Below are 25,659 nucleotides of genomic sequence, written 5' to 3' on the forward strand. Positions count from 1 at the left end.
CCCAGGTTCAGTGGTGTGTGAGTCTTTGATATACGAGCCCTGCCCATGTCCGACTATCTGCTGCAAATGAACGGCATCGTCAAAACCTTCGGCGGTGTCAAAGCGCTCAACGGCATCGACATCAAGGTCAGGCCCGGCGAGTGCGTTGGCCTGTGCGGCGAGAATGGCGCCGGCAAGTCCACGCTGATGAAGATCCTCTCGGCGGTCTACCCGCACGGCACCTGGGACGGTGAAATCCTCTGGGACGGGCAACCGCTCAGGGCGCAATCGATCAGCGAAACGGAAGCTGCCGGCATCGTCATCATTCATCAGGAATTGACGCTGGTGCCCGACCTGTCGGTGGCCGAAAACATCTTCATGGGCCATGAACTGACGCTGCCCGGCGGACGGATGAATTACCCGGCGATGATTCACCGCGCCGAAGCGCTGATGCGCGAACTGAAAGTCCCCGACATGAACGTTTCGCTGCCGGTTTCGCAGTACGGCGGCGGCTATCAGCAACTGGTGGAAATCGCCAAAGCCCTGAACAAGAAAGCCCGGCTGCTGATCCTCGACGAGCCTTCATCGGCCTTGAGCCGTTCAGAAATCGAGGTGTTGCTGAATATCATCCGCGACCTCAAAGCCAAGGGCGTTGCCTGCGTCTACATCTCGCACAAACTCGATGAAGTGGCGGCCGTGTGCGACACCATTTCGGTGATCCGTGACGGCAAACACATCGCCACCACCGCCATGGCCGACATGGACATTGCGCAGATCATCACGCAGATGGTCGGACGGGAAATGAGCAACCTCTACCCCAGCGAACCACACGACATTGGCGAGGTGATTTTCGAGGCCCGTCACATCACCTGCTACGACGTCGACAATCCCAAGCGCAAACGGGTTGACGATATTTCCTTCGTCCTCAAGCGCGGCGAGATCCTCGGCATCGCCGGGCTGGTTGGTGCTGGGCGCACCGAACTGGTGACCGCACTGTTCGGCGCTTACCCCGGCCGCTATGAGGGTGAAGTCTGGCTGGATGGTCATCCCATCGACACGCGCACGCCGCTCAAGTCTATCCGCGCCGGCCTGTGCCTGGTGCCGGAAGACCGCAAGCACCAGGGCATCATTCCGGATCTGGGCGTCGGCCAGAACATCACCCTCGCTGTGCTGGACAACTACTCGAAGCTGACCCGCATCGATGCCGAAGCCGAACTGGGCAGCATCGATAAGGAGATTTCGCGCCTGCACCTCAAGACCGCCAGCCCGTTCCTGCCGATCACCAGTCTGTCCGGTGGCAATCAACAAAAGGCCGTGCTGGCGAAGATGCTGCTGGCCAAACCCCGAGTGCTGATTCTCGATGAGCCGACCCGAGGCGTGGACGTCGGCGCCAAATACGAAATCTACAAGTTGATGGGCGCGCTGGCCGCCGCCGGCGTGTCGATCATCATGGTCTCGTCGGAGCTGGCCGAAGTGCTCGGCGTTTCCGACCGGGTGCTGGTAATCGGCGAAGGCCAGTTGCGCGGCGACTTCATCAACCATGATCTGACACAGGAACAGGTACTCGCCGCCGCCCTCAGCCAGCCTGGCAGCCATAACAATAATGATCGGAAATCCGCGTAAATGAATCAGGTCAAACAACTGTTCACCCGCTACAAAATGCTCGCGCTGGTGTTTGCCGTGGTGCTGATCTGGCTGTTCTTCAGCTGGCAGACCGAGGGCGGATTCCTGACCCCGCGCAACCTGTCCAATCTGCTGCGGCAAATGTCCATTACCGGGATTCTTGCCTGCGGCATGGTGCTGGTGATCATCAGCGGCGAGATCGATTTGTCAGTCGGTTCATTGCTCGGCCTGCTCGGTGGTCTCGCGGCGATTCTCGATGTGGTCTACCACATTCCGCTGCTGGCCAACCTGAGTCTGGTCGCCCTCTGCGGGCTGATGATCGGCCTCGCCAACGGCTACATGACGGCTTATCTGCGCATACCCTCCTTCATCGTCGGGCTGGGCGGCATGCTGGCTTTTCGCGGGATTCTGCTGGGGATTACCGGCGGCACGACCATCGCGCCGGTATCGCCGGAGCTGGTTTACATTGGCCAGGGTTACTTGCCCCACGCGATCGGCACTGGCCTCGGCGTTCTGCTGTTTGCACTGACCGTGTTTCTGACTTGGAAACAACGGCGTAATCGCGCCCTGCACGGCCTCGCGGCGCATTCGTTGGTGCGTGATGTCATCCGCGTGTTGGTGATCGGCGCCGTGCTCGCCGGTTTTGTACAGACGCTCAACAGCTATGACGGCATTCCCGTGCCTGTCTTGTTGCTGCTGGTCTTGCTGGGTGTATTCAGCTATGTGACCAGTCAAACCGTGTTCGGTCGCCGCGTGTATGCCGTGGGCAGCAACATGGAAGCGACGCGCCTGTCCGGGATCAATGTGCAGGCGGTTAAGCTGTGGATCTTCGGGATCATGGGCGTGATGTGCGCCCTCGCCGGCGTGGTCAACACTGCACGTTTGGCCGCCGGTTCGCCTTCGGCCGGCAGCATGGGCGAACTCGACGCCATCGCCGCGTGCTTTATCGGCGGCACCTCCATGCGCGGCGGTTCCGGCACGGTGTACGGCGCCCTCCTCGGCGCGCTGGTCATCACCAGCCTGGACAACGGTATGTCGATGCTCGACGTCGACAGTTACTGGCAGATGATCGTCAAGGGCAGCATTCTGGTGTTGGCGGTTTGGGTGGATGTCAGTACGCGGACCGGGCGCCGTTGAGCAGAAGGGATCACGCGGCGGGCGTGGTCACGGCAGCCGGACTGAGAATCTCCACCAGAAAATCGATAAACACATTGATCCGGCTGGACCCACGGTGATTGGGTAAATACAGCGCGTTGATGCAGGTGCTGGCACTGCCGGGATTGACCTCGTAGTGCTCAAGCAAGCGGGTCAACCGGCCGGCTGCGACGTCGTCGCGCACCAGCCAATCAGCCAGCAGCGTTACTCCGCCGCCGCCGATGGCGGCTTCGCGCAGGATGTCGGCGTTGTTGCTTTGCAGGCGCCCGTGGACATTGAGCTGAATGGGCGCGTCTTCATTCTGAAAGGTCCAGTGCTGGTGTGTGCCGCCGTAATCGAAACGCAGGCATTGGTGCTCAAGCAAATCCCGTGGATGACTGAGCGCCGCGCTACGCGCCAGATACGCCGGACTGGCCACCACCCAGCGTTCGAACTGCCCTACGCGTTTGCTGACGATGTCTTCACTGACCACCGACGATCCGAGCCGCACGGAAACATCGATCTGCTCGCTGAGCAGGTCGCTGACCTGATCGCTCAGCGACAGACTGATCTCCAGACCCGGATGCCGCTCAAGCAAGCGGCCCAGGTGCGGCGCGATCAGGCGTCGCCCGAACTCCACCGGCACGCTGATGCGCAGACGGCCCTGCGCCTCGGCGCCACGATCGGCGACGACAGCATCGGCTTCGTCGATCGCGTCGAGAATCGCCACGGCTTTTTCGAAATAGGTCTGGCCGGCAACGGTCACGCTGGTGTTGCGCGTGGTGCGATTGAGCAGGCTCGCGCCCAGCTCGTGTTCCAGCCCTGCCACTTGCCGTGTCACTGACGACGTTGATATCCCGAGTTTGCGCGCTGCCGAGGAATAGCCCCCGCAGCGCACGGTTTCTACAAACATCTTCAGTGCCAGCAACTTGTCCATAAGCGGGGTCCGGTCGAAAGGGAACGCGGATGATTGTGCATCACTGTTCCCCCGACGTCTTGTACCGCCGTGCTTGCCGGCACCTGCTGGATGTTCAGACATCGGCCTTGCGGCTCAGGAACAATCCGAGCGCCAGCGCTGGCAGTAGCGCCACCGCGACGGCGGACAGGTTCCAGCCGAAGTGCTCGTACAGCGGACTGGCGACCAGCGAACCCACGGCGCCGCCGACGAAAATGCTGGTCATGTACACCGCATTCAGGCGCGCACGGCTGTGGGGATCGAGGGCGTACACCTCACGCTGGCCGAGCACCATGTTCAATTGCACGGCGAAATCCAGCAGCACCGCGCACACCACCAGCCAGACATAGCCACTGCCCGGGAGTGCGGCGATCAACAGCGAAACCGGCGCTAGCAACAGTGCGACCAGCGTGCCGCGACGACCATGCCCGGCATCGGCCAGACGCCCGGCAATTGGCGCTGCAATGGCACCCACCGCACCGACCAGTGCAAAGATCGCGACTTGCGTCTGAGTAAAGCCGTGGTGACGCATCAGTTCAATCGGCGCGAGGGTCCAGAACAGGCTGAAACTGGCAAACAGCAAACCCTGATACAGCGAGCGCTGACGCAACAGCGGATAGCGCCGGGCCAAGGCAAACACCGAGCCGATCAGCGCGGCATACGTGGCTTTATGCGTCGGCAGCCGACGCGGCAGTGCTACAGCGGTAATCAGAGCGATGACGGCCATCAGGGCTGCTGCGCTGTAAAACACCCCGCGCCAGCCGAACACTTCAACCAGCAGGCTCGACAGTGGCCGCGACAACAGAATCCCCAACAGCAGACCGCTCATGATATTGCCGACGACGCGGCCACGACTGGCCTCGGGCGCCAGGTGCGCCGCCAGCGGCACGAGGATCTGCACGGCCACCGACGTCAAACCGATGAGCAAAGACAACAGCAGGAACATCGACGGCGAATGGGTCAGCCCGGCGCACAGCAATGTGACGCTCGCCGCCAGAGTGAAGCCGACCACCAGCCGGCGGTTTTCCATCAGATCGGCCAGCGGCACCAGCAGCAACAGGCCCAGCGCGTAACCGAACTGCGTCAGCGAAACAATCAGGCTGGCATTGGCGCTGGACAGACCGATCTGCGGTGCAATCAGTTCGACGATCGGTTGTGCGTAATAAAGATTGGCCACGACCGCGCCACAGCAGAATGCCAGGAACGCGACCATCAGGCCGGAAAGTGAAGTTGGCTGTTCGGCATTCGCCGCAACGGCCGGATTGCCCGTAAGCATGATGACACCTCATTGAGTTCAGGAAAGTGCTGCCAAGGCTACGGCCCTGTGGCGATCCACAGAATCCACGCGGCGGGCAACGCACTGATGCGTCCGGCGCAACGGCGCAGGCGTTGCTTCTCGCGCAACGCGCTATTGCGTGCGCCGCTGATTCTCCCGCGCAGACGGTTTCTCTACGCTTTGGCCCCTGGCGCCGTCGTCCCCATCGGCGCCCTTCCCCGGCTGTTACAAGGAGCGTTGTCATGACCCGTATCCGATCCGTTCTGCCATTGCCTGCCGCGTTTTTCTCCGTCCCATGAACAGCTCATTTCTGAAGTCCAGAACGCTATGGATCAGCGTGGCCGTCGTCGCCGTGCTCGGCCTGATCGGCGCCGTTTGGTTGATGTGGCGCCCGGCAATTACACCGATCGAGCGCCCGACGATGTTCGATACTGCGCAGTTGCAACGCGGGGCGCGGGTGGTCGAAGCCGGCGATTGCGCGGTCTGCCATACCCGCCCCGGTAGCGAATATCTGGCCGGCGGACTGCCGCTGGTAACGCCGTTCGGCACGCTGTACAGCACCAACATCACCCCGGACGTAGAAACCGGTATCGGCCAATGGTCGCTGCCGGCCTTCGAGCGGGCTATGCGTCAAGGCATTGCTCGCGATGGTCACTTTCTTTATCCGGCGTTCCCCTACGTGCACTACCGGCGCATGAGCGCAGCAGACATAGCCGACGCCTACGCCTACTTGATGAGCGGCCCCGCCGTGTACGCGCCGGCTGAGCAGAACCAGATGAATTTCCCGATGAACATTCGCCCGCTGGTGTCGTTCTGGAACCTGCTGTTCCTGCACGGTGAGCCGCTGACGCCGCTGGCACAGCGCAGCGAGGCGTGGAATCGCGGGCGTTATCTGGTCGACGGCCCGGGGCACTGCGCCGGCTGCCATTCGCCGCTGAACCTGATCGGCGCGGAAAAATCCTCGGAGTATCTACAGGGCGGCAGCGTCGATGGCTGGCAAGCGCCCGCGCTGGTCGGCATGGGCCAGCGCGGCAACCCGTGGCGTCGTGAGCAACTGGTGGGCTATCTGCGCGCCAAGATCGTCGATGGCCACGGCACACCCGCCGGGCCGATGCGGCCGGTCAGCTTGAGTCTGGCGCGCTTGCCGGCCAGTGAAGCCGAGGCGATTGCCGAATACCTGCTCAGTCTGGAAAACCCGCCTTCGGTGACAGAGACGACGGCGAAGACGCCTGCCAGTGAACCGGCAGACCACGCGACCGGCGCCCTGCTCTTCAGCAGCGCCTGCGCCGGCTGCCATGGCCCGGCGGCACCGATGCGCACCATCGATGGTCGCCCGGCGCTGCAAAACACCTCGGCGCTGCAAGCGGCCAGTTCGCGCAATTTCCTCAAAACCGTGCTTGAAGGGCTGCCCGCCACACCCGGATCGCCCGGCCCGGTAATGCCGGCATTCGCCGCCAGCCTGGACAACGCGCAACTCGGCGCACTGGCCGCGTATCTGCGTCAGCAAGCCAGCCCCGATCAGCCGTGGGCCGACCTCTCCTCCACTATTGAAGCGTTACGTCAGGAGACGAAATGAGCCAGATCACCCTCAACGTCAACGGAGCCGCGCAACCGCTTGAGCTGGAGCCGGACGTGCCGCTGCTGTATGCGCTGCGCAATCACTTGAACCTCAACGGCGCCAAATACGGCTGCGGTCTCGGTCAATGCGGCGCCTGCACGGTGATCGTCGATGATCAACCGGTGTTTGCCTGCCTGACGCCCTGCGCCGGTCTCGAAGGCAAAAAAATCCGCACCGTGGAAAGCCTCGGCAGTGCGGAAAAACCTGGCCCTCTGCAAGCCGCATTCATCGAGAAACAGGCCGCGCAATGCGGCTACTGCATTGCCGGCATGCTGATGCGCGCGCAGGCGTTGCTTGAGCGCAATCGCCACCCGGATGAGGCGACCATTCGCGAGCACATGGCCGGCAACCTGTGCCGCTGCGGAACGCACTTGCGAATCATCGAGGCGATCAAACAGGTGGCCGGGCACAACGGGAGCCTGACATGAGTGAGTCGAATGAATTGAATCCGAGCCGACGCGCCTTCCTGCGCGGTGGTGCGTTGCTGATGGCGTTCACCCTGCTGCCGGTCGCGCGGCGTGTGTTAGCGGATACGGAAGTCGATACGCTCGGCACCGTGGTCCTTGCCCCCGACCTGCCCGGAAGCCTGCGCACCAATCCGTTTCTCGACGCTTGGATCCGCATAGGCGCCGACGGCATTACCGTCTACACCGGCAAGGTCGAATTGGGCACCGGGGTGAAAACCGCGCTGCTGCAAATCGCCGCCGAGCGTTTGCAGGTGCCGACTGCTTCCATCAACCTGCTCACCGCCGACACCGCGCTGACACCCAACGAAGGCTACACCGCCGGCAGCCACAGCATTTTCGACAGCGGTACCGCGTTGTATAACGCCGCCGCGCAGGTGCGCGAAATGCTCGTTGAAGCCGCCGCGCGCAGTTGGCAGCTTGATGCGGCGCTCCTCAGCACCCGCGACGGTGTGATCGAAGGCCCGGCCGCTCAGCGGATGAGTTACGCCGAGGCGGTCAAGCATGTCGATGTGCATCAATATGCCAAGGCTCAGTCACCGGCGATGGCCGCCGCTGATTTCAAACTGATCGGCCATTCGTTGCCGCGCCTCGACATCCCGGCGAAGGTCAGCGGTGGCGCAGCATTCGTCCAGGACATGCGCCTGCCGGGCATGCTGCATGCGCGGGTGATCCGCCCGCCTCGTCCCGGCTGCACGCTGCAAGCATTCGATGCGGCGTCCATTGAGGCGTTGGCTGGCGTGGTCAAGGTGATCCGCGACGGCAACTATCTGGCGGTGGTCGCCGGTGATGAGTGGCAAGCGATCAAAGCCATGCGCAAGGCCAGCGAGGTGACGCAATGGAGCGGCGGTGAGGCGATTCCCGAGGCGGCCGAGATTCATGGTCTGCTCAAACGCCTGCCCTCACGGCGCTATCCGATCAGTAATAGCGGCACGCCGAGCGGCGCGGCGGACACGCGTTTTCAGGCGCGGGTCACCAAGCAATATCTGATGCATGGCTCGATCGGTCCGTCCTGCGCAGTGGCCTGGTTCAAGGACGGCGTTCTCACCGTATGGACCCACACCCAAGGTGTTTACCCGCTGCGCGTCGGCATTGCCGAAATGCTCGGTCTGCCACCTGAGCGGGTACGCTGTATTCATACCGAAGGCTCAGGGTGTTACGGGCACAACGGCGCCGATGATGCTGCCGCCGATGCAGCATTGATTGCCCTGCGCGTGCCCGGTACGCCGGTGCGCGTGCAATGGATGCGCGAACAGGAAAATCTTTGGGAGCCGTATAGCTCGGCGATGGTCACTGAAGTCGACGCTGGCCTTAGCCACGGCCGCCTGCAGGATTGGGCCTACGAACTCTGGACCACGCCGCACAACGAACGCATCGTCAACGCCGGGCGCCTGTTGCCGGCACGCTTGCTCGCGCGGCCCTTCGCCTCGGCGCCCTCCGTGCCGATCGCCCAGCCCGAAGGCGATGGTGATCGCAACGCGGTGCCGCTGTACGAGTTGAACTCGACGCGCATCAACATGACCTTCGTCACCGAAATGCCCTTTCGTACCTCGGCCATGCGCTCACTGGGTGCGCACATCAACATCTTCGCCATCGAGGCGAGTATCGATGAGCTGGCGATCAGGGCCGGCATCGACGCAGTCGCCTTGCGTCTGTCCCACCTCAGCGACCCGCGTGCTCGCGCGGTGGTAGAACGTGTGCGTGATGAGATCGGTTGGCCGCAAAAAAGCAGCGAGCCCGGCGCCGGTATCGGTTTCGCCTTTGCTCGCTATAAAAATATCATGGGTTACTGCGCCATCGCCGTGAAGCTGCGCGTGCATCCGCAGACCGGTGAGATTCGCATCGATCACGTGGTGACGGCGGTTGACGTTGGCCAGATCGTCAGCCCCGACGGCCTGCGCAATCAGGTCGAGGGCGGCATTGTGCAGTCCGCGAGCTGGACCCTGTACGAAAAAGTCGCCTACGACGCGGGGGGCATTCGCAGCTACGACTGGAGCGGTTATCCGATTCTGCGTTTCACGCAACTGCCGAAAAAAGTCGACGTGCACTTGCTCGACCAACCGGGAGAACCGTTCCTCGGTGCTGCTGAAATCGTCCAGGGGCCGATGGCCGCCGCCCTTGGTAACGCCGTGGCCAACGCCACCGGCCGTCGCTGGCTGAACCTGCCGCTGACGCGCTCAAACCAACCCGCCTGAGCCACACCCGTGTTCATCGCTGATGAGCACGGGCGCCGTTGCGTTGTGCGCAAAACAGCGTAGCGCCGGTTACCGATTATCACCCCCACAACACCCGGTTAAGTTAGCGGCACTGGTTCGCGGCGCCGCTGCCGCGCTTTAATTCCTTCAATTGAAATCTGGAGCTACCCATGACTCGTCGTCTGTTCCAACCCCTCGCACTCGGTCCTTACACCCTTGCCCATCGCGTGGCGATGGCGCCGTTAACGCGCTCACGCGCCGGCCAACCGGGCGATGTGCCAACACCGATGAACGCCGAGTACTACCGCCAACGGGCCAGTGCCGCGCTGATCATCACCGAGGCCACACAAATCTCCCGGCAGGCTCAGGGTTACGCCTGGACGCCGGGCATCTACAGCCCCGAGCAGGTCAGGGCGTGGCGTGACGTCAGCGCGGCGGTGCATGAGGCCGGCGGGTTGATCTTCATGCAACTGTGGCACGTCGGCCGGGTGTCCCACCCCAGCTTTCAACCCGATGCCGGCCTGCCCGTTGCGCCCAGCGCACTGCCCGTGCCTGGCAAGACGTTTATCGTCGATGAAAACGGTAACGGCGTCTGGGGAGACGTGCCGGTGCCGCGTGCGCTGGAAACCGCGGAAATCGCCGGCATCGTCGAGGACTACCGCGTGGCCGCGCGCAACGCATTGCAGGCGGGCATGGACGGTGTAGAGATTCATGCTGGCAACGGTTACCTGCTCGACCAGTTTCTTAACAGCAACAGCAACCAGCGTGACGACGCCTATGGCGGCAGTGTGGCGAACCGCGCGCGGTTTCTGCTGGAAGTGGTCGCAGCCGTCGCCGAGGAAGTCGGCGCCGAGCGCGTCGGCGTGCGCCTGACGCCGATGGGGCGCTTCATGGGCATGGGCGATGACACCCCGGAGGCGACCTTCGGCCACTTGGTCGAGGCGCTCAACCAATGGAACCTGGCCTATCTGCACCTGGTCGAGCCGGCGATGGTCGGCACAGTCAAAGACGAGAACTTCGACCCGCGCTGGGACGCGATCATTGCCCAGTTGCGCAAGACGTGGAACGGCGTGCTGATCCTGGCGGGCGGCTACGATGCGCAATCTGCCGAACAGGCGCTGATTGCCGATCGTGCCGACATCATCGCGTTTGGCCGGCCGTTCCTGGCCAACCCTGACTTGCCGCGTAGGCTGCACGATGGTCTGACACTCAACGTGCCAGACCCAGGCAGCTTTTTCGGTGGGGATCAGCGTGGCTACATCGATTATCCATTTCACGCCTGAGCAGAAGCAGACCGCCCGCATCTCATGAATGTGTAAATCCATGGAAGCAGGGGCCGATGCGCCCCTGCCCTAGCAAGTCATACGATCTCTGCGCTTAATCAAATAAGTAAAAATCCACCATAACGCTGAACTTATGCGTAGCTGTGCGTTTTCAGGTCTATTGCCCGGCGTCGCCGAATGCGATAAAACGATCTGGTTGTACGACAACCTAATAAAAACCAAGTCGTTCGAACGGCTAAAAATCCTGAGATCTGCCATGCCTCGCCCTACCGCTACGCAAACCGTACCGCCGCCCTACTCCCGTTATCTGGCTGTGATCATTCTGTTGTGCATGGGCTGTGCGTTTGCCGGCAATCATGTGGCGGCGCGAGTCGCCTTTGATGATGGTGCGGGTGTGCTGCTGGCGATTTTGATGCGTTCCGGCGGGACCTTGCTGGTGCTCGCCATCCTGGTGCTGTGGCAAAGACAAAGCCCGCGCTTGCCGGCGGGTGCCTGGCGCTGGCAACTGTTGCTGGGGTTGCTGATCACAGCGCAGAGTCTGTGTCTGTATTCCGCTGTCGCGCGGGTGCCGGTGGCGCTGGCCCTGCTGGTGGCGAACGTATTCCCAATTCTGCTGGCATTGCTCACCTGGGCGCTGGGTGGCCCGCGACCGAGCGCCCGCACCGCGACATTGATGGGTCTGATTCTCTTGGGCCTGGTGTTTGTGCTGGATGTCCCCGGGCGGCTCTCGACCACGACAGACGTCAGTGCGCAATGGCTGACGGGCGTTGCGCTCGCATTCTGCGCCGCCAGCGTGTTCGCCTGCGCGCTGTGGATCACCGACCACAAACTGTCTCAGGTACGTGGCTCGGTGCGCAGTCTGCTGACCATTTTCATCGTGTTCAGCAGCGTCAACCTGGCAGGGCTGACGGGTGCCCTTCCCGGCGGATTGAACCTGCCCGCCACCTCGACCGGATGGCTGGCCCTCGCCACTCTGGTGGTGCTGTATGGCACGGGTTTTATCGTCCTGTTCATTTCGGTGCCTCGACTCGACATGCCACGCAATGCGCCGGTCATGAACATCGAGCCATTGGCAACGCTGTTGATGGGCTGGATTGTGCTGGATCAGATGCTCAGTACAGGACAGATCTTCGGCGGAGTGATTGTGGTCATGGGCATCGTTTTGCTGACTTATCGCAAATCAGTGGTCAAGGCTGAGGTTAAAGCCAGTGCGTGAGGGTTTCTCTTCAGTGGTCAGGTTAGTGATTAACCCAAAGCAGTGTCGAGAAACATCATCACCCCAAAACCGAGCATCAGCCCCAAGGTCGCCGGGGTCTCATGACCGTTGCGATGAGTCTCGGGAATGACCTCATGGGACACCACAAAAATCATCGCCCCGGCGGCCAGACCGAGCGCAATGGGATATCCCAACGCAAAGCTGCTGGAAATACCCAAGCCGACAACGGCGCCAATCGGTTCCATCAACCCCGAACCCACCGCAATCAGCGCGGCGCGAAGCGCTGAGATGCCGGTTACGCGTAATGCCAGGGCGACTGCCAGACCTTCGGGAATGTCTTGAATGGCGATGGCAGTGGTCAGCGGCAGTCCGACCTTCATATCGCCGTTGGCGAAGCTCACGCCAATGGCCATGCCTTCCGGCAGGTTATGCAATGTGATTGCCAGCACGAACAACCAGACACGATTGATGCGCTGCGCGGCCGGCCCACGGCGTCCGCTTTTCTCGTGTTCGTGAGGGACGAAACGATCAAGACCGACCATCAGCGCGACACCCAACCCCAACCCTGCAACAACGACGCAGGCCGCAAGCAACTGGTTATCGCAAAGCGCCTGAGCCGCTTCTATGCCCGGCAGAATCAGCGAAAACGAACTGGCGGCCAGCATCATCCCGGCGGCAAAGCCGAGCATGATGTCTTGGGTTCGGGCGGCGATGTCTCGCAACGCGATCGCTACGACAGCACCGATTGCTGTCGCAGCGAAGCCAGTCATGCCGCCGATAAAAGCGAAGTGCAGATTTTGTTTGTTGGCCCCGACAAAGGCGCCATACCCGCTTATCAGCAGGAAGATTGTCACCCCGATCAGAATTGACCAGAAGACGCGCCCGCCCCACCCGGAGCCTGAGAATCGGGCGAACCAGGAGCGAGCGGGTGCGGCTGATGAGGTCAACGGCTCGGGCATGGAAATCTCCTGTTTTGTTGATTCGATATTTTCAGCGGATGCGGATAACCAACGTACATGACCTCAGTGGTAATCGTCTCCAGCGACTGCGCGCAGGTACGCAACGTCTGCTTCTCTGCGCAGGTCGCGCCACTCGTCCCAGCTGAGCAGGCCCAAGCGGTCCATTTCATCCGACTGGCGCAGCAGTTCGTCGTGATAGGCGTCTGGACAGTCCCTTCGCAGTTCAAGGTTTTCCAGTGCACGTTGCCAGGCCGCCAACGCGAGTAATCTGGTTTCTTGTGCGAATGTCAGTTGATTCTTGAACGCGTTCATTTCGCCCACCCCGAATATTTCCCGGTTGAGCGACCGATTTCGAGTTAGGTTCAAAATGGCTGACGAAAAGCGGATGACTGAAAGCTTTCTGCTGACGTGGCCACCAACCAATCCAGCTCATAGATGGAGTAACGGTATGGGGCAATCGCCCCGCCACTCAATCCAGTGGTCGGGGCGATGCGATTTGTTGCGTCAAAGCACTATCAGGAAGCATCAATCCAGATGGTTTTGATTTCAGTGTACTGGTCGTGCGCCCAGATCGACTTGTCGCGCCCGCCGAACCCTGATTCCTTGTAGCCGCCGAATGGCGTAGAGGCGTCGCCCTCGCCGAAGCAGTTCACCGTGACAATCCCGGCACGGATGCCGCGTGAGAGTTTCAGGGCATGGCGCAGGTTGCCGGTGTAAGCCGACGCCGCCAGGCCGTAGGCCGTGTCGTTGGCCAGCACAATGGCTTCGTCAACGCTCTGGAAGGTGGTGACGCTTAGCACCGGGCCGAAGATTTCTTCCTGGAACAGGCGGCTATCGCGGCTCACGCCATCAACGATGGTGGGTTCGACGAAGATGTCGTCGCGGGTGTTTCCGCCCACCAACACGCTGAGGTTTTCGTCGCGGGCCACATCAAGGTAGGAGCGCACCTTGTCGAAATGCGCCTTGCTGATCATCGAGCCCAAGCGATTTTCAGGGTCCAATGGATCGCCCATTTTCCAGTCACCCAAATGAACCTGCACACGCTGCAACAGTTCTTCCTTGACGTCGGCGTGGACGATCAGCCTTGATGAGGCCGAACAGTTTTCACCCATGTTCCAGAACGCGCCATTCACCACATGCTGGGCGACAACGTCGATGTCTTCGACATCATTCATCACCACAGCAGGGTTCTTGCCGCCACATTCCAGCACGATGCGTTTCAGGTTCGATTCGCTGGAGTATTTGAGAAACAGCCGCCCGGTATCGGTTGAACCAGTGAAGCTGACCATGGCCACATCCGGGTGACGCCCCAGTGGCTCGCCCGCCTCCTTGCCTCCCCCGGGCACGACGTTGAACACGCCGGCGGGAATCCCCGCCTGATGCGCCAGTTCGGCGACGCGTAAAGTGCTCAGCGTAGTTTCCTTGGCCGGTTTGACCACGATTGAACAGCCGGCGGCCAGCGACGGACCGATTTTCCAGGCGAGCATCAGCAGCGGGAAATTCCACGGCAACACCAGGCCGACAACCCCGATCGGTTCGCGCACCACCATGGTCACCGCACCCGAGCCGACGGGGGCCGTGGCGTCGTAAATCTTGTCGATCAGCTCAGCGTGCCAACGCAACGTATGAATCGTTTCGGGTACGTCGATGTTCTGACATTCACGAATCGGCTTGCCACTGTCCAGACTTTCGAGCACCGCCAGTTCGTGGGCGTTGTCTTCCAGCAACTGGGCAAAGCGCAGCAATACCGATTTTCGTGCGGACGGCGCCAGTGAATGCCAGCGTGCGTCGGCGAAGGCTTCCTTGGCCGCTGCAACGGCGGCATCGACGTCCTCGGCATTGCACGCGGCAATCTCGGTCAATACCTGTTCGGTGGCCGGGTTGGTCGTGGTGAATGTCTTGCCCGATCTGGAGGCGCAAAACTGGCCGTTGATAAAGGCTTGATTGCGAAACTCGAGCTTCGCAGCCAGTTCACGGTATTGCTCTTGACTCAGCAGGTCTGCCATTTCAAGCCTCCTCGACGATACGCGCGACGTTTTGCTGAAGGGTTTTGATCACGCCTTCCAGCGCTTGCTTCTCTGAAGGCTCCAGCGCTTGCAGTGGCGCCCGCACACCGCCGGCACGCAGGCCGCTGAGTTCGCTGCCATGTTTGATCGACTGCACGAACTTGCCGCTCTCGAGGAAATCCATCAACGGCAGCATCGCCGACATGATCCGCCGGCCTTTATCGAAGTTCTTTTCCAGCACGCAGGCTTGGTAAAGCGCGATGTGTTCGCGCGGGATGAAGTTCGAGCCGGCGCAAACCCAGCTGCGCGCGCCCCAGGCGAAATACTCCAGGGCCTGATCATCCCAGCCACAGGACAACTGGATCGACGGATGAGCGTGAGCCAGACGGTGCAGGCGACTCATCTCGCCCGAACTTTCCTTGATCGCGGCGATGTTCTTGCAGCCAGCAATCGCTTCAAAAAATTCGTCGCCCATCGTCACGCCCATTCGCGACGGATAGTTGTAAAGCATGATCGGCAGCCCGGCGGCCTTGTCCACGGCGAGCACATGGGCGGCAATTTCCTTTTGCGTCGGCAACGCATACGGTGGCGAACCGACCAGAATCGCGTCCGCTTTCAGGGATTTGGCCTTTTCGGCGAAGTACACCGAGTCTTCGGTACGAATGCCGCCGGTGCCGATGACCAGAGGCAAGCGTCCGCGGATCACCTCTTTGGCTCGCTCGGCCACGGCCACGCGCTCCTCGGCGGTGTGTGCGTAATACTCGCCGGTGGAGCCGCCAATAACGATGCCGTGAACCTTGGACTCGATCAGATATTCGAGCACGTCGGCGAACGCCGAATAGTCGATCTGGCCATCAGCGGACAACGGGGTAATGGCAGGGGTAAAAATTCCGTCAAAGTTCATAGCGTTTTCTCCAGTGGTTCAATGTTCAATCCGTGCGCCCGACGGCATGCCGGGCAGACCGTGGTTATTGGCGGCGCAAGCCTTCAGGACGGCAGTAGAGCGACGAGGCTTCAGCGACTAGTCAAAGGAAACTCAGCTTTCTCTCCCGGCGCGGTACTGCCCCCACTTGAGGTTCATGTTCACCCCAAGCGAAAGGAACGGTTCTGGCGGGTTGCTGTTGGGACCTGGCGCCTGCAACAAGAAATCAATCAGCGGGTCACGCTGTCCCGCCAGCCAGTCAGCGAGCAACTTGCCGGTGACGGTTCCGCGCGTGACGCCCAGACCGTTGCAGCCCAGCGCGCCATAAACGTTGGGCGCCAGTTCACCGAAGAAGCCGTTGTGGTTGCGCGACATGGCCAATGCGCCGCCCCAGGTGTAGTCGAACGTCACCTCCGGCAACATCGGAAAACGCTGATCGAATGAAGCCTTGTGCCGGCGCACGAAACGCTCGTTGTATTTGGTGTTGCTACGACCATCCGGGTTGAAGGTAAAACTGTTGCGGATCAGCAGGCGGTTATCCGGGGTGCGGCGCACCGTGGTGCCGAACGGATCCGCTGGAATGGCGCCCCAGAACGGTTTGCCGCCCAGGCGCGCCTGCTCCTCTTCGGTCAGCGGCCGGGTGATGCTCGCGTAGGTGTAGATCGGCAACATGCGCCCCTGCAGGAAACCGAAACGCATGCCGAACGAGTTGTTCGCCAGAATCAGCTTGTCGGCGGTGATGCTGCCGTGAGCGTGTTTGAGGATCGTCTTGGCGCCGTATTCCACTTCCAGAATCGGGGTGCGCTCATACAGCGTGACGTTCGATGGCAGATGGTCGGCGAGGCCTTTCACCAGCCCGGACGGTTGCAGTAGCACCGCCCCCGGGGTGAACAATGCCTGGCGATAAAACCGTGTGCCCAGATGTTCGGGCAACTCATCGGCATTAATCATTTGAAAAGGCTGATCGAGTTTTTCCAGGCCCCGGCGATAGGCATCGAGTACGGCGATACCACGGTTCTCCACCGCCGCCTGATATTTGCCGCAGGCTTTCATCTGGCAGTCGATGCGGTATTGATCGACCAGCTCGCGAAGTATCGATTGGCCGGCCAGATTGAGTTTCAAACTGGTGCGGGCCAGCGCGATGTCACCGATGTAATCCTCAGCGCCAATGTCATGGGGCAGATCAATGGCGAACCCGGCATTACGCCCCGAGGGCCCCAGTCCGACTTCCTGCGCTTCGATCAGCACCACTTCGTCGTCGGGAAAATTCAACGCCAGTTGCCGCGCGCACGCCAGTCCCGTGAAGCCGGCACCGATGATCACCCAGCGGGCTGAACGGTGCCCGCGGTGAGCCGGCTCGGGACTGCGTGGCTTGCTCAAATGAAACCAGCCACAACTATCATCATCGGCGGGTAATGAACTGACTTTCATAGTGTTGAACCGTTAATCGTTGAAGTTGCAAAACGCACGCGGCACAAAGCAAACGCACGCAATGGCGTTGATCCGGAAACTTGCAAAACTGGCACTTACACAAACAGTGACGATTGACTGTTTGTTTTAAAAATTCGCCGCCACGGCATAACGGCCGCTACTGGCATAGTCGTTGGCGTAGTAATAATCCCTGAAGGTCATGGGCGGTAAGCCGAACAGGTCCTTGAAGCGTTTATAGAAGTGCGGATAGCTGACAAACCCGGTGGCCAGAGCCACATCGGTCAACGAACGATCACTTTGCACAATCAGTTGCCGGGCCCGGGTCAAACGCAATTCCAGGTAGTAGCGATTCGGTGCGGCATTGAGATAGCGGGCAAACCTTCTTTCCAGTTGCCGGCGTGACACGCCGACCTGGCTGGCGATTGCATCGATTTCCAACGGTTCCTCAATGTTTTTTTCCATCAGGTCGAGCGCGATGTTCAAAGGCTTGGGAATCGCTGAACAGCGGAGACTGTCGGCAGTCTTCGGTTGAAGATGTCCAGACTGGTGAACCCGTTTTATTTCATCGACCAGTGCCGCATCGTTGCGCGCGCCCAGTTCCTGCATGATTGCCAGGGTCATATCCAGCGCCGAATGAGCGTTGGCGCAAGTGGCTCGGCGCTCTGCGCAAATAAACTCGCGAGTCGAAACGTTCAACTGCGGGAAATATTCATTCATCAGTCCGCAGCTGTCGCTGTGGCAGGCGAACTCCTGAGCATCGAGCAAACCGGCATCGGCGAGATAAAACGCGGCATTCCAGCAACCGGCAACGATCCCTTTGCCCGAGGACTTCTTGAGCACTCGGCGCAGCACTGGCTGTGTGGCAAGCCTCACACGCTGGCCTCCGACCACAATCACTGCATCATGACTGAAGCCTTCCGCCACCAGTCTTTGCGAGGCTAGCGACACGCCGATATCACTTTCAACCAGCCCGCCCTGCAGTGAGTAGGTCGACACCTGGTAAATCGTTTCGCCATTGATCATGTTTCCAGTGGCCAAGGCATCCATCGCCGTTGAAAGGGACGTCAACGAAAAATGATCGAGCAGGATAAACGCCACCCGCACCACACGTTCATGACCCGACATCACGGTGGATGGGCGAAAGCCGATGTTCTGTTGCTTCAACGGACTCTGGAAAGTTTCCATCTTGCGTCACCCGCTCACCTTCACTTGAAACGACAACCTTGTGGCTTGGCGACTGGCACCGCCCGCCGCCAAACCGTGGTCGAACCGATTACTTCGCTGCCGCCCGGGCGTCACTCAACCAGCCGTCATAGGCTTGCTGGTTGGCCTTGATCCATTCCGCGGCATGACGCTTGATGTCGGCCAGCGACTTTTCACCGTTCTGCATGCGCAGGTTTTGCGCACTTTCAGCGGCTGTAGGGATGCTGACTTCAGAGAGGAACTTGCGTGCCACCGGGTTTTTCTCGGCGAACTCTTTGTTCATGACGGCATTGATCGTGTCCACCGGGAAACCGAGGTTCTTGCCGTCATGGAAGGTGTCCTTGCTTTCCTTGCCATCCGGCAGCGAAGTGAACGGCACCGGCAACCAGACCACGTCACGCCCTTCTACCAATACACTGGCAATCCACTGCGGAACCCAGGTGAAGAACAGCACGGGCTTGCCTTGCTGAAGCCGCGCAATGGTGTCAGCCATCAACGCGAAGTACGAGCCGCGGTTGTCGACGACGGTTGGACCCAAGCCATAGGCTTTCATGTGGTGTTCGATCATGATCTCGCAGCCCCAACCCGGGTTGCAGCCCGTCAGGTCGGCCTTGCCGTCACCGTTGCTGTCGAAGAGTTTGGCGATTTCGGGTTTCTTCAGGTCCGACAGATCCTTGATCTGATAAGCGTCGGCAGTCTTCTTGTCGATCATGTAGCCCTGCAGCACGCCTTTCATGACTTGCCCGACCTTGACCATCACGTCATCGCCGCCGGCCTTTTCATAAAACGCTTGGTGCAGGTGTTCCCATTCATGCACGGTGAAATCCGCATCACCATAAGACAGCGCGAGAAACATCGCCGGGTAGTCGACCTCTTTCGGCTGTTTGACGTCGTAGCCCAACTCCTTAAGGCCGGCGATCACCACCTCACCACGAAAGCGTTCTTCAGCAATGGTCGGGAAAATCGGCGTAATCGAAACGCCGGCACCGGGTTTGTTGGCATCGGCCGCGTAGGCCGCCGAGCACAACAAGGTGCCAAACACTGCAGCTACCAGGCTCGAAACCACGCTTTTCTTGAGATTTGTCAGTTTCATGTTTCACCACGCTTGGAATTTTTAATGGGGTGAGCAGGCCAACTCAATTCGTCACTGGACGTGCAACGTTCTTCTTTTTCTTCAGTTTCATGACCAGCCCCACGGGGCCGCTTTCATACCAGCGCTGACCGCTGGCCAGATCGCTGCTGCGCTCACCCATTGCCTGGGTCAGTCGATCAAGGAATACCGCGAGCAACACCAGGCCGGCACCGCCGACGCTGGCTAGGCCCATGTCGAGGCGACCGATGCCGCTCAACACCATCAAGCCCAGACCGCCCACCGAGATCATCGAGGCGACCACCACCATCGACAGCGACAGCATCAATGTCTGGTTGAGACCGGCCATCATCGTCGGCGCCGCCAACGGCAACTGCACCTTCATCAGCATTTGCGTAGCCGTGCAGCCGAACGCTCGAGCGGCTTCGACCTTGTCCGCGGGGACTTGGCGAATACCAAGGTTGGTCAGCCGCACCAGCGGCGCGACGGAAAAGATGATGGTGACGATCACACCCGGCACGTTGCCGATGCCGAAGAGCATGACCACCGGCACCAGATAGACGAATGCAGGGAGCGTTTGCATGGCATCCAGCACCGGGCGGATGATCATTTCCGTGCGATCACTGCGTGCACACAGGATGCCCAGCGGTATGCCGATCACGGCGCAGAACAACAGCGATGTCAGTACCAAGGCCAGCGTGACCATCGCATCGCTCCACACACCGATCAGTCCAAGCCCGGTGAGGGTGGCGACGCTGAAAATGGCGATGCGCTTGCCGCCAATCTGCCAACTGATCAGTCCGGCGATGATGATGAACACCGTCGGCGGAACCGACAGCAGTCCCCACTGCACACCGTCGAGCACTTGATCGACCGGCCAGCGGATCGAACGAAATACTTCCCTGAAGTTATGCACCAGATATTTAAGGGCGGTTTCCACCCAGGATCCCAAGGGGATATTTAAACTTTGGAAAGGATCTAGAAAGTTGAAGTCTGACATGGTGCTACCTCGCCCTCAGAAGCGGTAAATCAATTCTGATTATTCGCAGTTCAGCTATTACACAGACAGCTCAGAAGATGGCCTTGCGAAATCGAACCCTTATAAAGCCCAACTTCATCCACCACCGGCATGGGAGTTGACGAGGCCGCAACCAGATGAAAGATGTCGCGAAGAGACGCTTCCGCTTTAATCGGCGTTTGCCCGCCCGGTATATAAGCGACATTGCAATCCTGTTGCGCGATATCACCCGCTTTCAGAATGCGACTGGTGTCGAAGCCATTAAAGAAATCGCGAACATATTTATTCACCGGGTTGCACAGAAGTTCACGCGGCGTGCCGATTTGCACCACGCGCCCGCCTTCCATGATCGCAATGCGGTGACCGATGCGAACCGCTTCTTCTATATCGTGGGAGATGAAAATGATCGTGCGGTCCTGCTCGGCCTGCAGCTTGATCAGTTCGCCCTGCATTTCGCTGCGAATCATCGGATCGAGTGCCGAGAAGGCTTCGTCCATCAGCAGAATGGCGGGATCGTTGGCCAGCGCGCGGGCCAGGCCGACGCGTTGCTGCATGCCGCCGGAGAGTTGGTGAGGAAAGCTCAACTCCTGCCCCGAAAGTCCGACCTGCTCCAGTGCGCCCATCGCGCGGCAATAGCGTTCTTTCTCGCTGACACCGCTGATTTCCAGGCCGAAGCTGACGTTGTCGATGACGCTCATGTGCGGCATCAAAGCAAACGACTGGAAGACCATGCCCATGTCTTTGCGGCGAACCTGCAACAAGTCCTTGTCGCCCAGGCCAGTGATTTCCTTGCCATTGAGAAAGATCTGCCCGGAGGTCGGTTCGATCAACCGGTTGAACAATCTGACCATGGTCGATTTGCCCGAACCGGACAAACCCATGATGACGAAAATCTCACCACGGCGAACCGAGAAGTTGGCATCAAAAACACCAATCGCCTGACCGGTCTTTTTGAACACTTCAGCTTTTGATGCGCCTTCTTTAACCATTTTCATGGCAAGTGCTGGCTGCGTACCGAAGACTTTGAAAACATTCTTTACGCAAATGATCTCGTCGGAACTTGTCATACCTTGCCTCCTTCGCATCGTGCATCTTTCGCATTAAGCGACAGGCAAACGAGCAAAAATAATTGTAAGCGGCAGCGGTAATGAATAGATGTCTTCACGACGGGCTTCCTTTTATTATTTTTGAGGTCCCAGGAAAAAGGGATGTTTCAAATCTATTAGCATCACCCCGCTTAATCCAACTACATTTACAGGGGCAATTCGATAACGTCGGGTTATCGGTTGCGACGACAGCCACTGCCGAGTGCCGCGTCAGCACCATGAGCGACCGGGTCTATCCCCGCAGCGACGCTCGCGTAGCCCTCCCCGCACGGTTCCGTTACCCTCCTCGCGCTTCGATGGGGAGCTGTATCGTTAGGAGAGTGTACGAATGAGCAAGCATGTCGACCCTGACACCATCCTGCTGAAAATGCCGTCCTTGAGGGCTGTGAAGGCATTTGTCGCCGCGGCCAAATACGAAAGCTTCACCCGTGCGGCGGAGGCGTTGTGCGTTTCGCAAGCCGCCATCAGCCGGCAGATCCGTGAGCTGGAAAGCTATCTGGGCGCGCAACTGTTTACCCGGGTCGGCCGTGCGGTGGAACTGACGGCCGCCGGCGCGGTGTTCTTTGATGCCGCGCAACTGTCGTTCGTCAATATCGCCCAGGCTGCCGAACGCATTCGCAGCAGCCAGTCGACCAAGAAGGTGCTCACCGTTTGTTGCTCGCCGGCCTTTTCCGCACTGTGGCTGTCGAATCATCTGCAGGAGTTCTTCGCGCAGTGCCCGGACATCGAACTCAACCTGATCACCACGCAGAACTTTCTGACCATGGAACCCGGTGTGCAGCCGGACATCTTCATCACCAAGATTTCGCGCATCCGTGATGGTTATAGAAGCTACCCGTTGTGCCACGACGTGATTTACCCGGTGTGCACCCCGCAGTATCTGGAGAAGCACCCAGAGATTTCGACGATCGAAGGCGTGCGCGATTCGGCCCTGCTCAACCTGAGTCCCTATGGCCGCTCGCAAGTCGCCGAACATGTCGACTGGGGCGTGTGGCTGGCATTTCAGGCCATCGATATCGATGACCGTCCGACCAACAGCCCGCAAATCTTCAACGCCAACGACTACAACCTGCTCATCAGTATGGTCCTGACCCATCAGGGCATTGCATTGGGCTGGAATCACTTGGTCACGGGATTGGTGCAGCAAGGTCTGCTGGTGCGACCGATCGAGCAACAGGTGCAATTGCGCAATAGCTGGCACTACCTGAGCTGTCGCGAAAGCTCCGAAAACGAAGACGAACTGCGGCGTTTTCGCGAATGGATTCTGGCGAAGTTTCCCCGCCGTTAATTCAGTCGGCACAGACGTCGGCTGATTTGGTTATCAATAGCCCGCCGAAAATGTTGCTAGAGCGGCACCCTCCCCCTGGCTCATTGTTGAGCAGCGCCGGCCATGATCGGCCCGGCTCAACTCACAGGAAGGGATTGTTGAATGTCACTCTTCGAATTCTGTCGCAACTTTGATTTCCTCGATGCCCCGCTCAAGACCCGCGCAATTGTGCAGGACAGTCTGCTGGATATCGTCGGCGTCATGGCCGGCGCGGCCAGCAATGACACCACCAGCGCGATGCGGCGTTTTGCCGAACTGCATTACCCAGCGGGTGCCTATAGCAGTCGCCTGATCTTCGGCGGGCAGCGTGTCAACGTGCTCGGTGCGGCTTGGGCCGGAGGTTTCAGCGCTGACAGCCTCGATGCCCACGAAGGCCACTTCAAATCCAAGGGGCACGCCGGAGCGACCGTTGTTCCCGCCGTGCTTGCCCTCGCCGATGCGCTGCATCATCAAGGCCAGTCGATCAGCGGCCATGAACTGCTCACTGCCCTTTGCATCGGTTATGAAACGGCACTGCGGGCAGGTTCGGCCTTGATGGCGACCTCGCCGACTTATCACGCATCGGGTGGTTTTTCCGCGCTGGGCGTTGTCTGCGCCGGCGCGCGCATGCTGGGCTTTGATGAGCCGACCTTTCGCCACGCCTTGGGCATCGCCGAATACTTCAGTGCACGCTGTCCGATGATGCGCGTGGTGCAAGCGCCGACCATGCTGCGCGATGCCCACGGTGCAGGCGCATATGCGGGATTGAACGCCTTGCTCATGGCCCGGGAAGGCATCACCGGTGCGCCGGCAGAAACGGTTGAAGACGTCACCGTCGCCGAATACTGGAACGACATCGGTGCACGTTGGGAGATCGACAGTCAGTACTTCAAACCCTGGCCAGTTTGCCGCTGGGCACAACCGGCGCTGACCGCCATGCTCCAATTGCAGCGGGAAAACCCTCAACTCGATGCCGACTCGATAGAAACCGTTCGTGTGGAAACGTTCTACGAGTCGATGTGTTTACAGGGGCATACGCCGAGTGACGCCGATGAGGCGCAGTACGCCCTCGCCTTTCCGCTGGCAGCACTGATTGTCAGGGGCAAGGTCGGTCCGGAAGAGGTCACCGGGGCGGCGATTTTTGCCGAAGACATTCTGGCACTGAGCCGCCGTATCGAAGTCGTCGAAGCCGCCGATATCTCGGCCCGATTCCCCGACGAAATCCTCTCCCGATTGACCATTACCCTGAAGAACGGTGCGGTGCTGGTGAGTCCGGTCACCGCCGCGCGGGGCGATCCCGAAACGGCTCTGAGTGGTGAAGAGCTGAGCCAGAAATTTGATCTGTTCGCCAGCGGTCTCGGTGTAGAGCGCAGTGCCGCGGTGAAAGCGGCGATCAAACACATCGCTCAATCCAGTTGCGCCATTACTGCTCTTGCGCCGATTTTTCACGCCGTTGCGGCACACCAGTCAAACCCCATCGATAACGCCAACGCATGAATTGCCCACAGCAAATGTCGTTTGTGACGTCAGTCCTGGGCCATATAGGCTGAGAACCATGTCGCCTATGGGAGGATAAAAATGAACAATAAAGAAAGCGTTTTTGACCTGATTGCACAGCGTAAAGCTTGGCACTCGTTGCCCGGCGCTCTTTACAGCAGTGAAAGCGTTTACCGCCAGGATCTTGAGCAGATCTGGCACAAGGACTGGATCTTCGCCGGCCACACCTTTGAAATCACCAAGCCGGGGCAGTATTTCACCCTGCAGATCGGTGACTATCCCGTCGCAGTGGTACGCGGCAAAGACGGTGAGGTCCGGGCATTCCATAACGCCTGCCGTCACCGAGGCGCGAAAATCTGTGAGGCCGATCACGGCAAAGTGGCGAAGATGGTTTGCCCGTATCACAAGTGGACGTACGAGCTGGATGGCAACCTGCTGTTCGCCGGCAACATGGGCCAGGATTTCGACAAGTCCCAATACAGTCTGAAAAACGTTCACTGCGAGATCGTCGATACCTACATTTATGTCTGCGTCGCCGCCAAGGCCCCGGACTTCGAGGGTTTCCGCAAAGCCGTCAGCCCTTTCGTAGCGCCGCATTACCTTGAAAACTGCAAAGTGGCGTTCGAGTCGAACATCGTCGAGAAAGGCAACTGGAAACTGGTCTTCGAAAACAATCGCGAGTGCTATCACTGCGACGGGTCGCACCCGGAGTTGCTGCATTCGTTCGTCGATAACCTGTCGGTGGGCGGCGTCAGTGGCGAAGATGATCCAGAGCTGTCGGCTTACTGGTCCAAGTGCGAGAGCGCCGGACTGCCAAGCCGTTTGGTGATGGACATCAACGGCCAGTTCCGCATGACCCGTATTCCGCTGTCATCCGGTGCCGTCAGCTACACCATGGATGGCAAACCGGCCGTTGCCGGTCGCCTGGACAAGACAGCTGAAGCGGACATCGGCGCGCTGCTGTACTTCCACTATCCGTCCACCTGGAATCACTTCCTCGGTGACCACGCGCTGAGCTTCCGCGTGCTGCCGATCAGCGCCACGGAAACATTGGTCACCACCAAATGGCTGGTACCCGAAAGCGCAGTGGAAGGCGTTGATTACGATATCGAGCGCCTGACCAAAGTCTGGATTGCCACCAACGATCAGGACCGCACGCTGGTCGAGGGCACTCAGCGTGGCGTGACCTCCCCTTCGTATGAGCCGGGTCCTTATTCGGAAACCGCCGAGACCGGCGTTTGCCAGTTCGATGACTGGTACTGCGCGACCATGATGGATCGGCTCAAAGGCCCTATCCCGTTGAAGTCTGTTGGCTGATCTGCGTTAACCCTGCTCCCTGCCAGCATCCCGACGGTTGCTGGAAGGGAATCTTTCGTCT

The 25,659-nt window shown here is 59.9% G+C and carries 21 protein-coding genes; 10 read left to right on the forward strand and 11 right to left on the reverse strand.

Going from position 1 to position 25,659, the window contains the following annotated elements; all coding sequences use genetic code 11:
• The first annotated feature begins 45 nt into the window (after positions 1–45).
• Together xylG and KBP52_RS03345 are read left to right on the forward strand one after the other, a co-directional pair.
• Positions 46–1,602: a D-xylose ABC transporter ATP-binding protein gene (xylG, locus tag KBP52_RS03340; RefSeq protein ID WP_212622059.1), complete on the forward strand. Its 1,557-nt coding sequence runs from the start codon at positions 46–48 to the stop codon at positions 1,600–1,602.
• Entirely contained in the window at positions 1,603–2,739 is a 1,137-nt protein-coding gene (locus tag KBP52_RS03345; RefSeq protein WP_077572861.1) for a sugar ABC transporter permease, read from the forward strand. It begins immediately after the preceding gene.
• A 10-nt stretch (positions 2,740–2,749) separates the two neighbouring features.
• Here KBP52_RS03345 and KBP52_RS03350 read toward each other — a convergent pair whose 3' ends face one another.
• Together KBP52_RS03350 and KBP52_RS03355 are read right to left on the reverse strand one after the other, a co-directional pair.
• Positions 2,750–3,673, reverse strand: a complete 924-nt coding sequence (locus KBP52_RS03350; RefSeq protein ID WP_212622060.1) for a LysR family transcriptional regulator — start codon at positions 3,671–3,673, stop codon at positions 2,750–2,752.
• Positions 3,674–3,767: 94 nt separating this feature from the next.
• The gene (locus KBP52_RS03355) at positions 3,768–4,967 is read right to left on the reverse strand and encodes an MFS transporter (RefSeq protein WP_212622061.1); all 1,200 of its coding nucleotides are present in this window, start codon (positions 4,965–4,967) and stop codon (positions 3,768–3,770) included.
• 295 nt (positions 4,968–5,262) lie between these two features.
• On the opposite strand from KBP52_RS03355, the gene KBP52_RS03360 reads away from it, so the two are divergent.
• The 5 genes from KBP52_RS03360 (at position 5,263) to KBP52_RS03380 (ending at position 11,743) form a co-directional block, all read left to right on the forward strand.
• Positions 5,263–6,543, forward strand: coding sequence for a c-type cytochrome (locus KBP52_RS03360; protein ID WP_212622062.1), 1,281 nt, complete (start codon positions 5,263–5,265; stop codon positions 6,541–6,543).
• The gene (locus KBP52_RS03365) at positions 6,540–7,013 is read left to right on the forward strand and encodes a (2Fe-2S)-binding protein (protein WP_077572865.1); all 474 of its coding nucleotides are present in this window, start codon (positions 6,540–6,542) and stop codon (positions 7,011–7,013) included. The genes KBP52_RS03360 and KBP52_RS03365 overlap by 4 nt, the downstream gene beginning before the upstream one ends.
• On the forward strand, positions 7,010–9,244 hold the full coding sequence (locus KBP52_RS03370) for a molybdopterin cofactor-binding domain-containing protein (protein ID WP_212622063.1): 2,235 nt from the start codon (positions 7,010–7,012) through the stop codon (positions 9,242–9,244). The genes KBP52_RS03365 and KBP52_RS03370 overlap by 4 nt, the downstream gene beginning before the upstream one ends.
• A 170-nt stretch (positions 9,245–9,414) precedes the next feature.
• On the forward strand, positions 9,415–10,527 hold the full coding sequence (locus KBP52_RS03375; RefSeq protein ID WP_212622064.1) for an alkene reductase: 1,113 nt from the start codon (positions 9,415–9,417) through the stop codon (positions 10,525–10,527).
• A gap of 256 nt (positions 10,528–10,783) precedes the next feature.
• Entirely contained in the window at positions 10,784–11,743 is a 960-nt protein-coding gene (locus KBP52_RS03380) for a DMT family transporter (RefSeq protein WP_212622065.1), read from the forward strand.
• Between the two features lie 29 nt (positions 11,744–11,772).
• On the opposite strand, the gene KBP52_RS03385 is transcribed toward KBP52_RS03380, so the two are convergent.
• The 9 genes from KBP52_RS03385 to KBP52_RS03425 all read right to left on the reverse strand — a co-directional run bounded on the left by KBP52_RS03385 (position 11,773) and on the right by KBP52_RS03425 (position 21,439).
• Positions 11,773–12,702: a ZIP family metal transporter gene (locus KBP52_RS03385; RefSeq protein ID WP_212622066.1), complete on the reverse strand. Its 930-nt coding sequence runs from the start codon at positions 12,700–12,702 to the stop codon at positions 11,773–11,775.
• Positions 12,703–12,765: 63 nt separating this feature from the next.
• Positions 12,766–13,014 (reverse strand): hypothetical protein, encoded by a 249-nt coding sequence (locus KBP52_RS03390; protein ID WP_212622067.1) that lies wholly within the window; start codon positions 13,012–13,014, stop codon positions 12,766–12,768.
• A gap of 203 nt (positions 13,015–13,217) precedes the next feature.
• On the reverse strand, positions 13,218–14,708 hold the full coding sequence (locus KBP52_RS03395; protein WP_212622068.1) for an aldehyde dehydrogenase: 1,491 nt from the start codon (positions 14,706–14,708) through the stop codon (positions 13,218–13,220).
• Between the two features lies 1 nt (position 14,709).
• Positions 14,710–15,612: a dihydrodipicolinate synthase family protein gene (locus KBP52_RS03400; protein ID WP_212622069.1), complete on the reverse strand. Its 903-nt coding sequence runs from the start codon at positions 15,610–15,612 to the stop codon at positions 14,710–14,712.
• 132 nt (positions 15,613–15,744) lie between these two features.
• Positions 15,745–17,061, reverse strand: a complete 1,317-nt coding sequence (locus tag KBP52_RS03405) for an FAD-binding oxidoreductase (RefSeq protein WP_212622070.1) — start codon at positions 17,059–17,061, stop codon at positions 15,745–15,747.
• A 126-nt stretch (positions 17,062–17,187) separates the two neighbouring features.
• Entirely contained in the window at positions 17,188–18,246 is a 1,059-nt protein-coding gene (locus KBP52_RS03410) for a helix-turn-helix domain-containing protein (protein ID WP_212622071.1), read from the reverse strand.
• 88 nt (positions 18,247–18,334) lie between these two features.
• Positions 18,335–19,357 carry a glycine betaine/L-proline ABC transporter substrate-binding protein ProX gene (proX, locus tag KBP52_RS03415; RefSeq protein WP_212622072.1) on the reverse strand — a complete coding sequence of 341 codons (1,023 nt, stop codon included), beginning with the start codon at positions 19,355–19,357 and terminating at the stop codon, positions 18,335–18,337.
• A gap of 43 nt (positions 19,358–19,400) precedes the next feature.
• Complete coding sequence (gene proW, locus KBP52_RS03420) at positions 19,401–20,354, reverse strand: glycine betaine/L-proline ABC transporter permease ProW (RefSeq protein ID WP_102899766.1); 954 nt, start codon at positions 20,352–20,354, stop codon at positions 19,401–19,403.
• A gap of 50 nt (positions 20,355–20,404) precedes the next feature.
• On the reverse strand, positions 20,405–21,439 hold the full coding sequence (locus KBP52_RS03425) for a glycine betaine/L-proline ABC transporter ATP-binding protein (RefSeq protein WP_150792809.1): 1,035 nt from the start codon (positions 21,437–21,439) through the stop codon (positions 20,405–20,407).
• Positions 21,440–21,806: 367 nt separating this feature from the next.
• On the opposite strand from KBP52_RS03425, the gene KBP52_RS03430 reads away from it, so the two are divergent.
• The 3 genes from KBP52_RS03430 (at position 21,807) to KBP52_RS03440 (ending at position 25,598) form a co-directional block, all read left to right on the forward strand.
• Positions 21,807–22,766, forward strand: a complete 960-nt coding sequence (locus tag KBP52_RS03430) for a LysR family transcriptional regulator (RefSeq protein WP_016986064.1) — start codon at positions 21,807–21,809, stop codon at positions 22,764–22,766.
• A gap of 141 nt (positions 22,767–22,907) precedes the next feature.
• Positions 22,908–24,281, forward strand: a complete 1,374-nt coding sequence (locus KBP52_RS03435; RefSeq protein ID WP_212622073.1) for an MmgE/PrpD family protein — start codon at positions 22,908–22,910, stop codon at positions 24,279–24,281.
• An 81-nt stretch (positions 24,282–24,362) separates the two neighbouring features.
• Positions 24,363–25,598 (forward strand): aromatic ring-hydroxylating dioxygenase subunit alpha, encoded by a 1,236-nt coding sequence (locus tag KBP52_RS03440; RefSeq protein ID WP_212622074.1) that lies wholly within the window; start codon positions 24,363–24,365, stop codon positions 25,596–25,598.
• The last annotated feature ends 61 nt before the right edge of the window (positions 25,599–25,659 follow it).

This window comes from Pseudomonas sp. SCA2728.1_7, from assembly GCF_018138145.1.
Lineage (GTDB): Bacteria > Pseudomonadota > Gammaproteobacteria > Pseudomonadales > Pseudomonadaceae > Aquipseudomonas > Aquipseudomonas koreensis_A.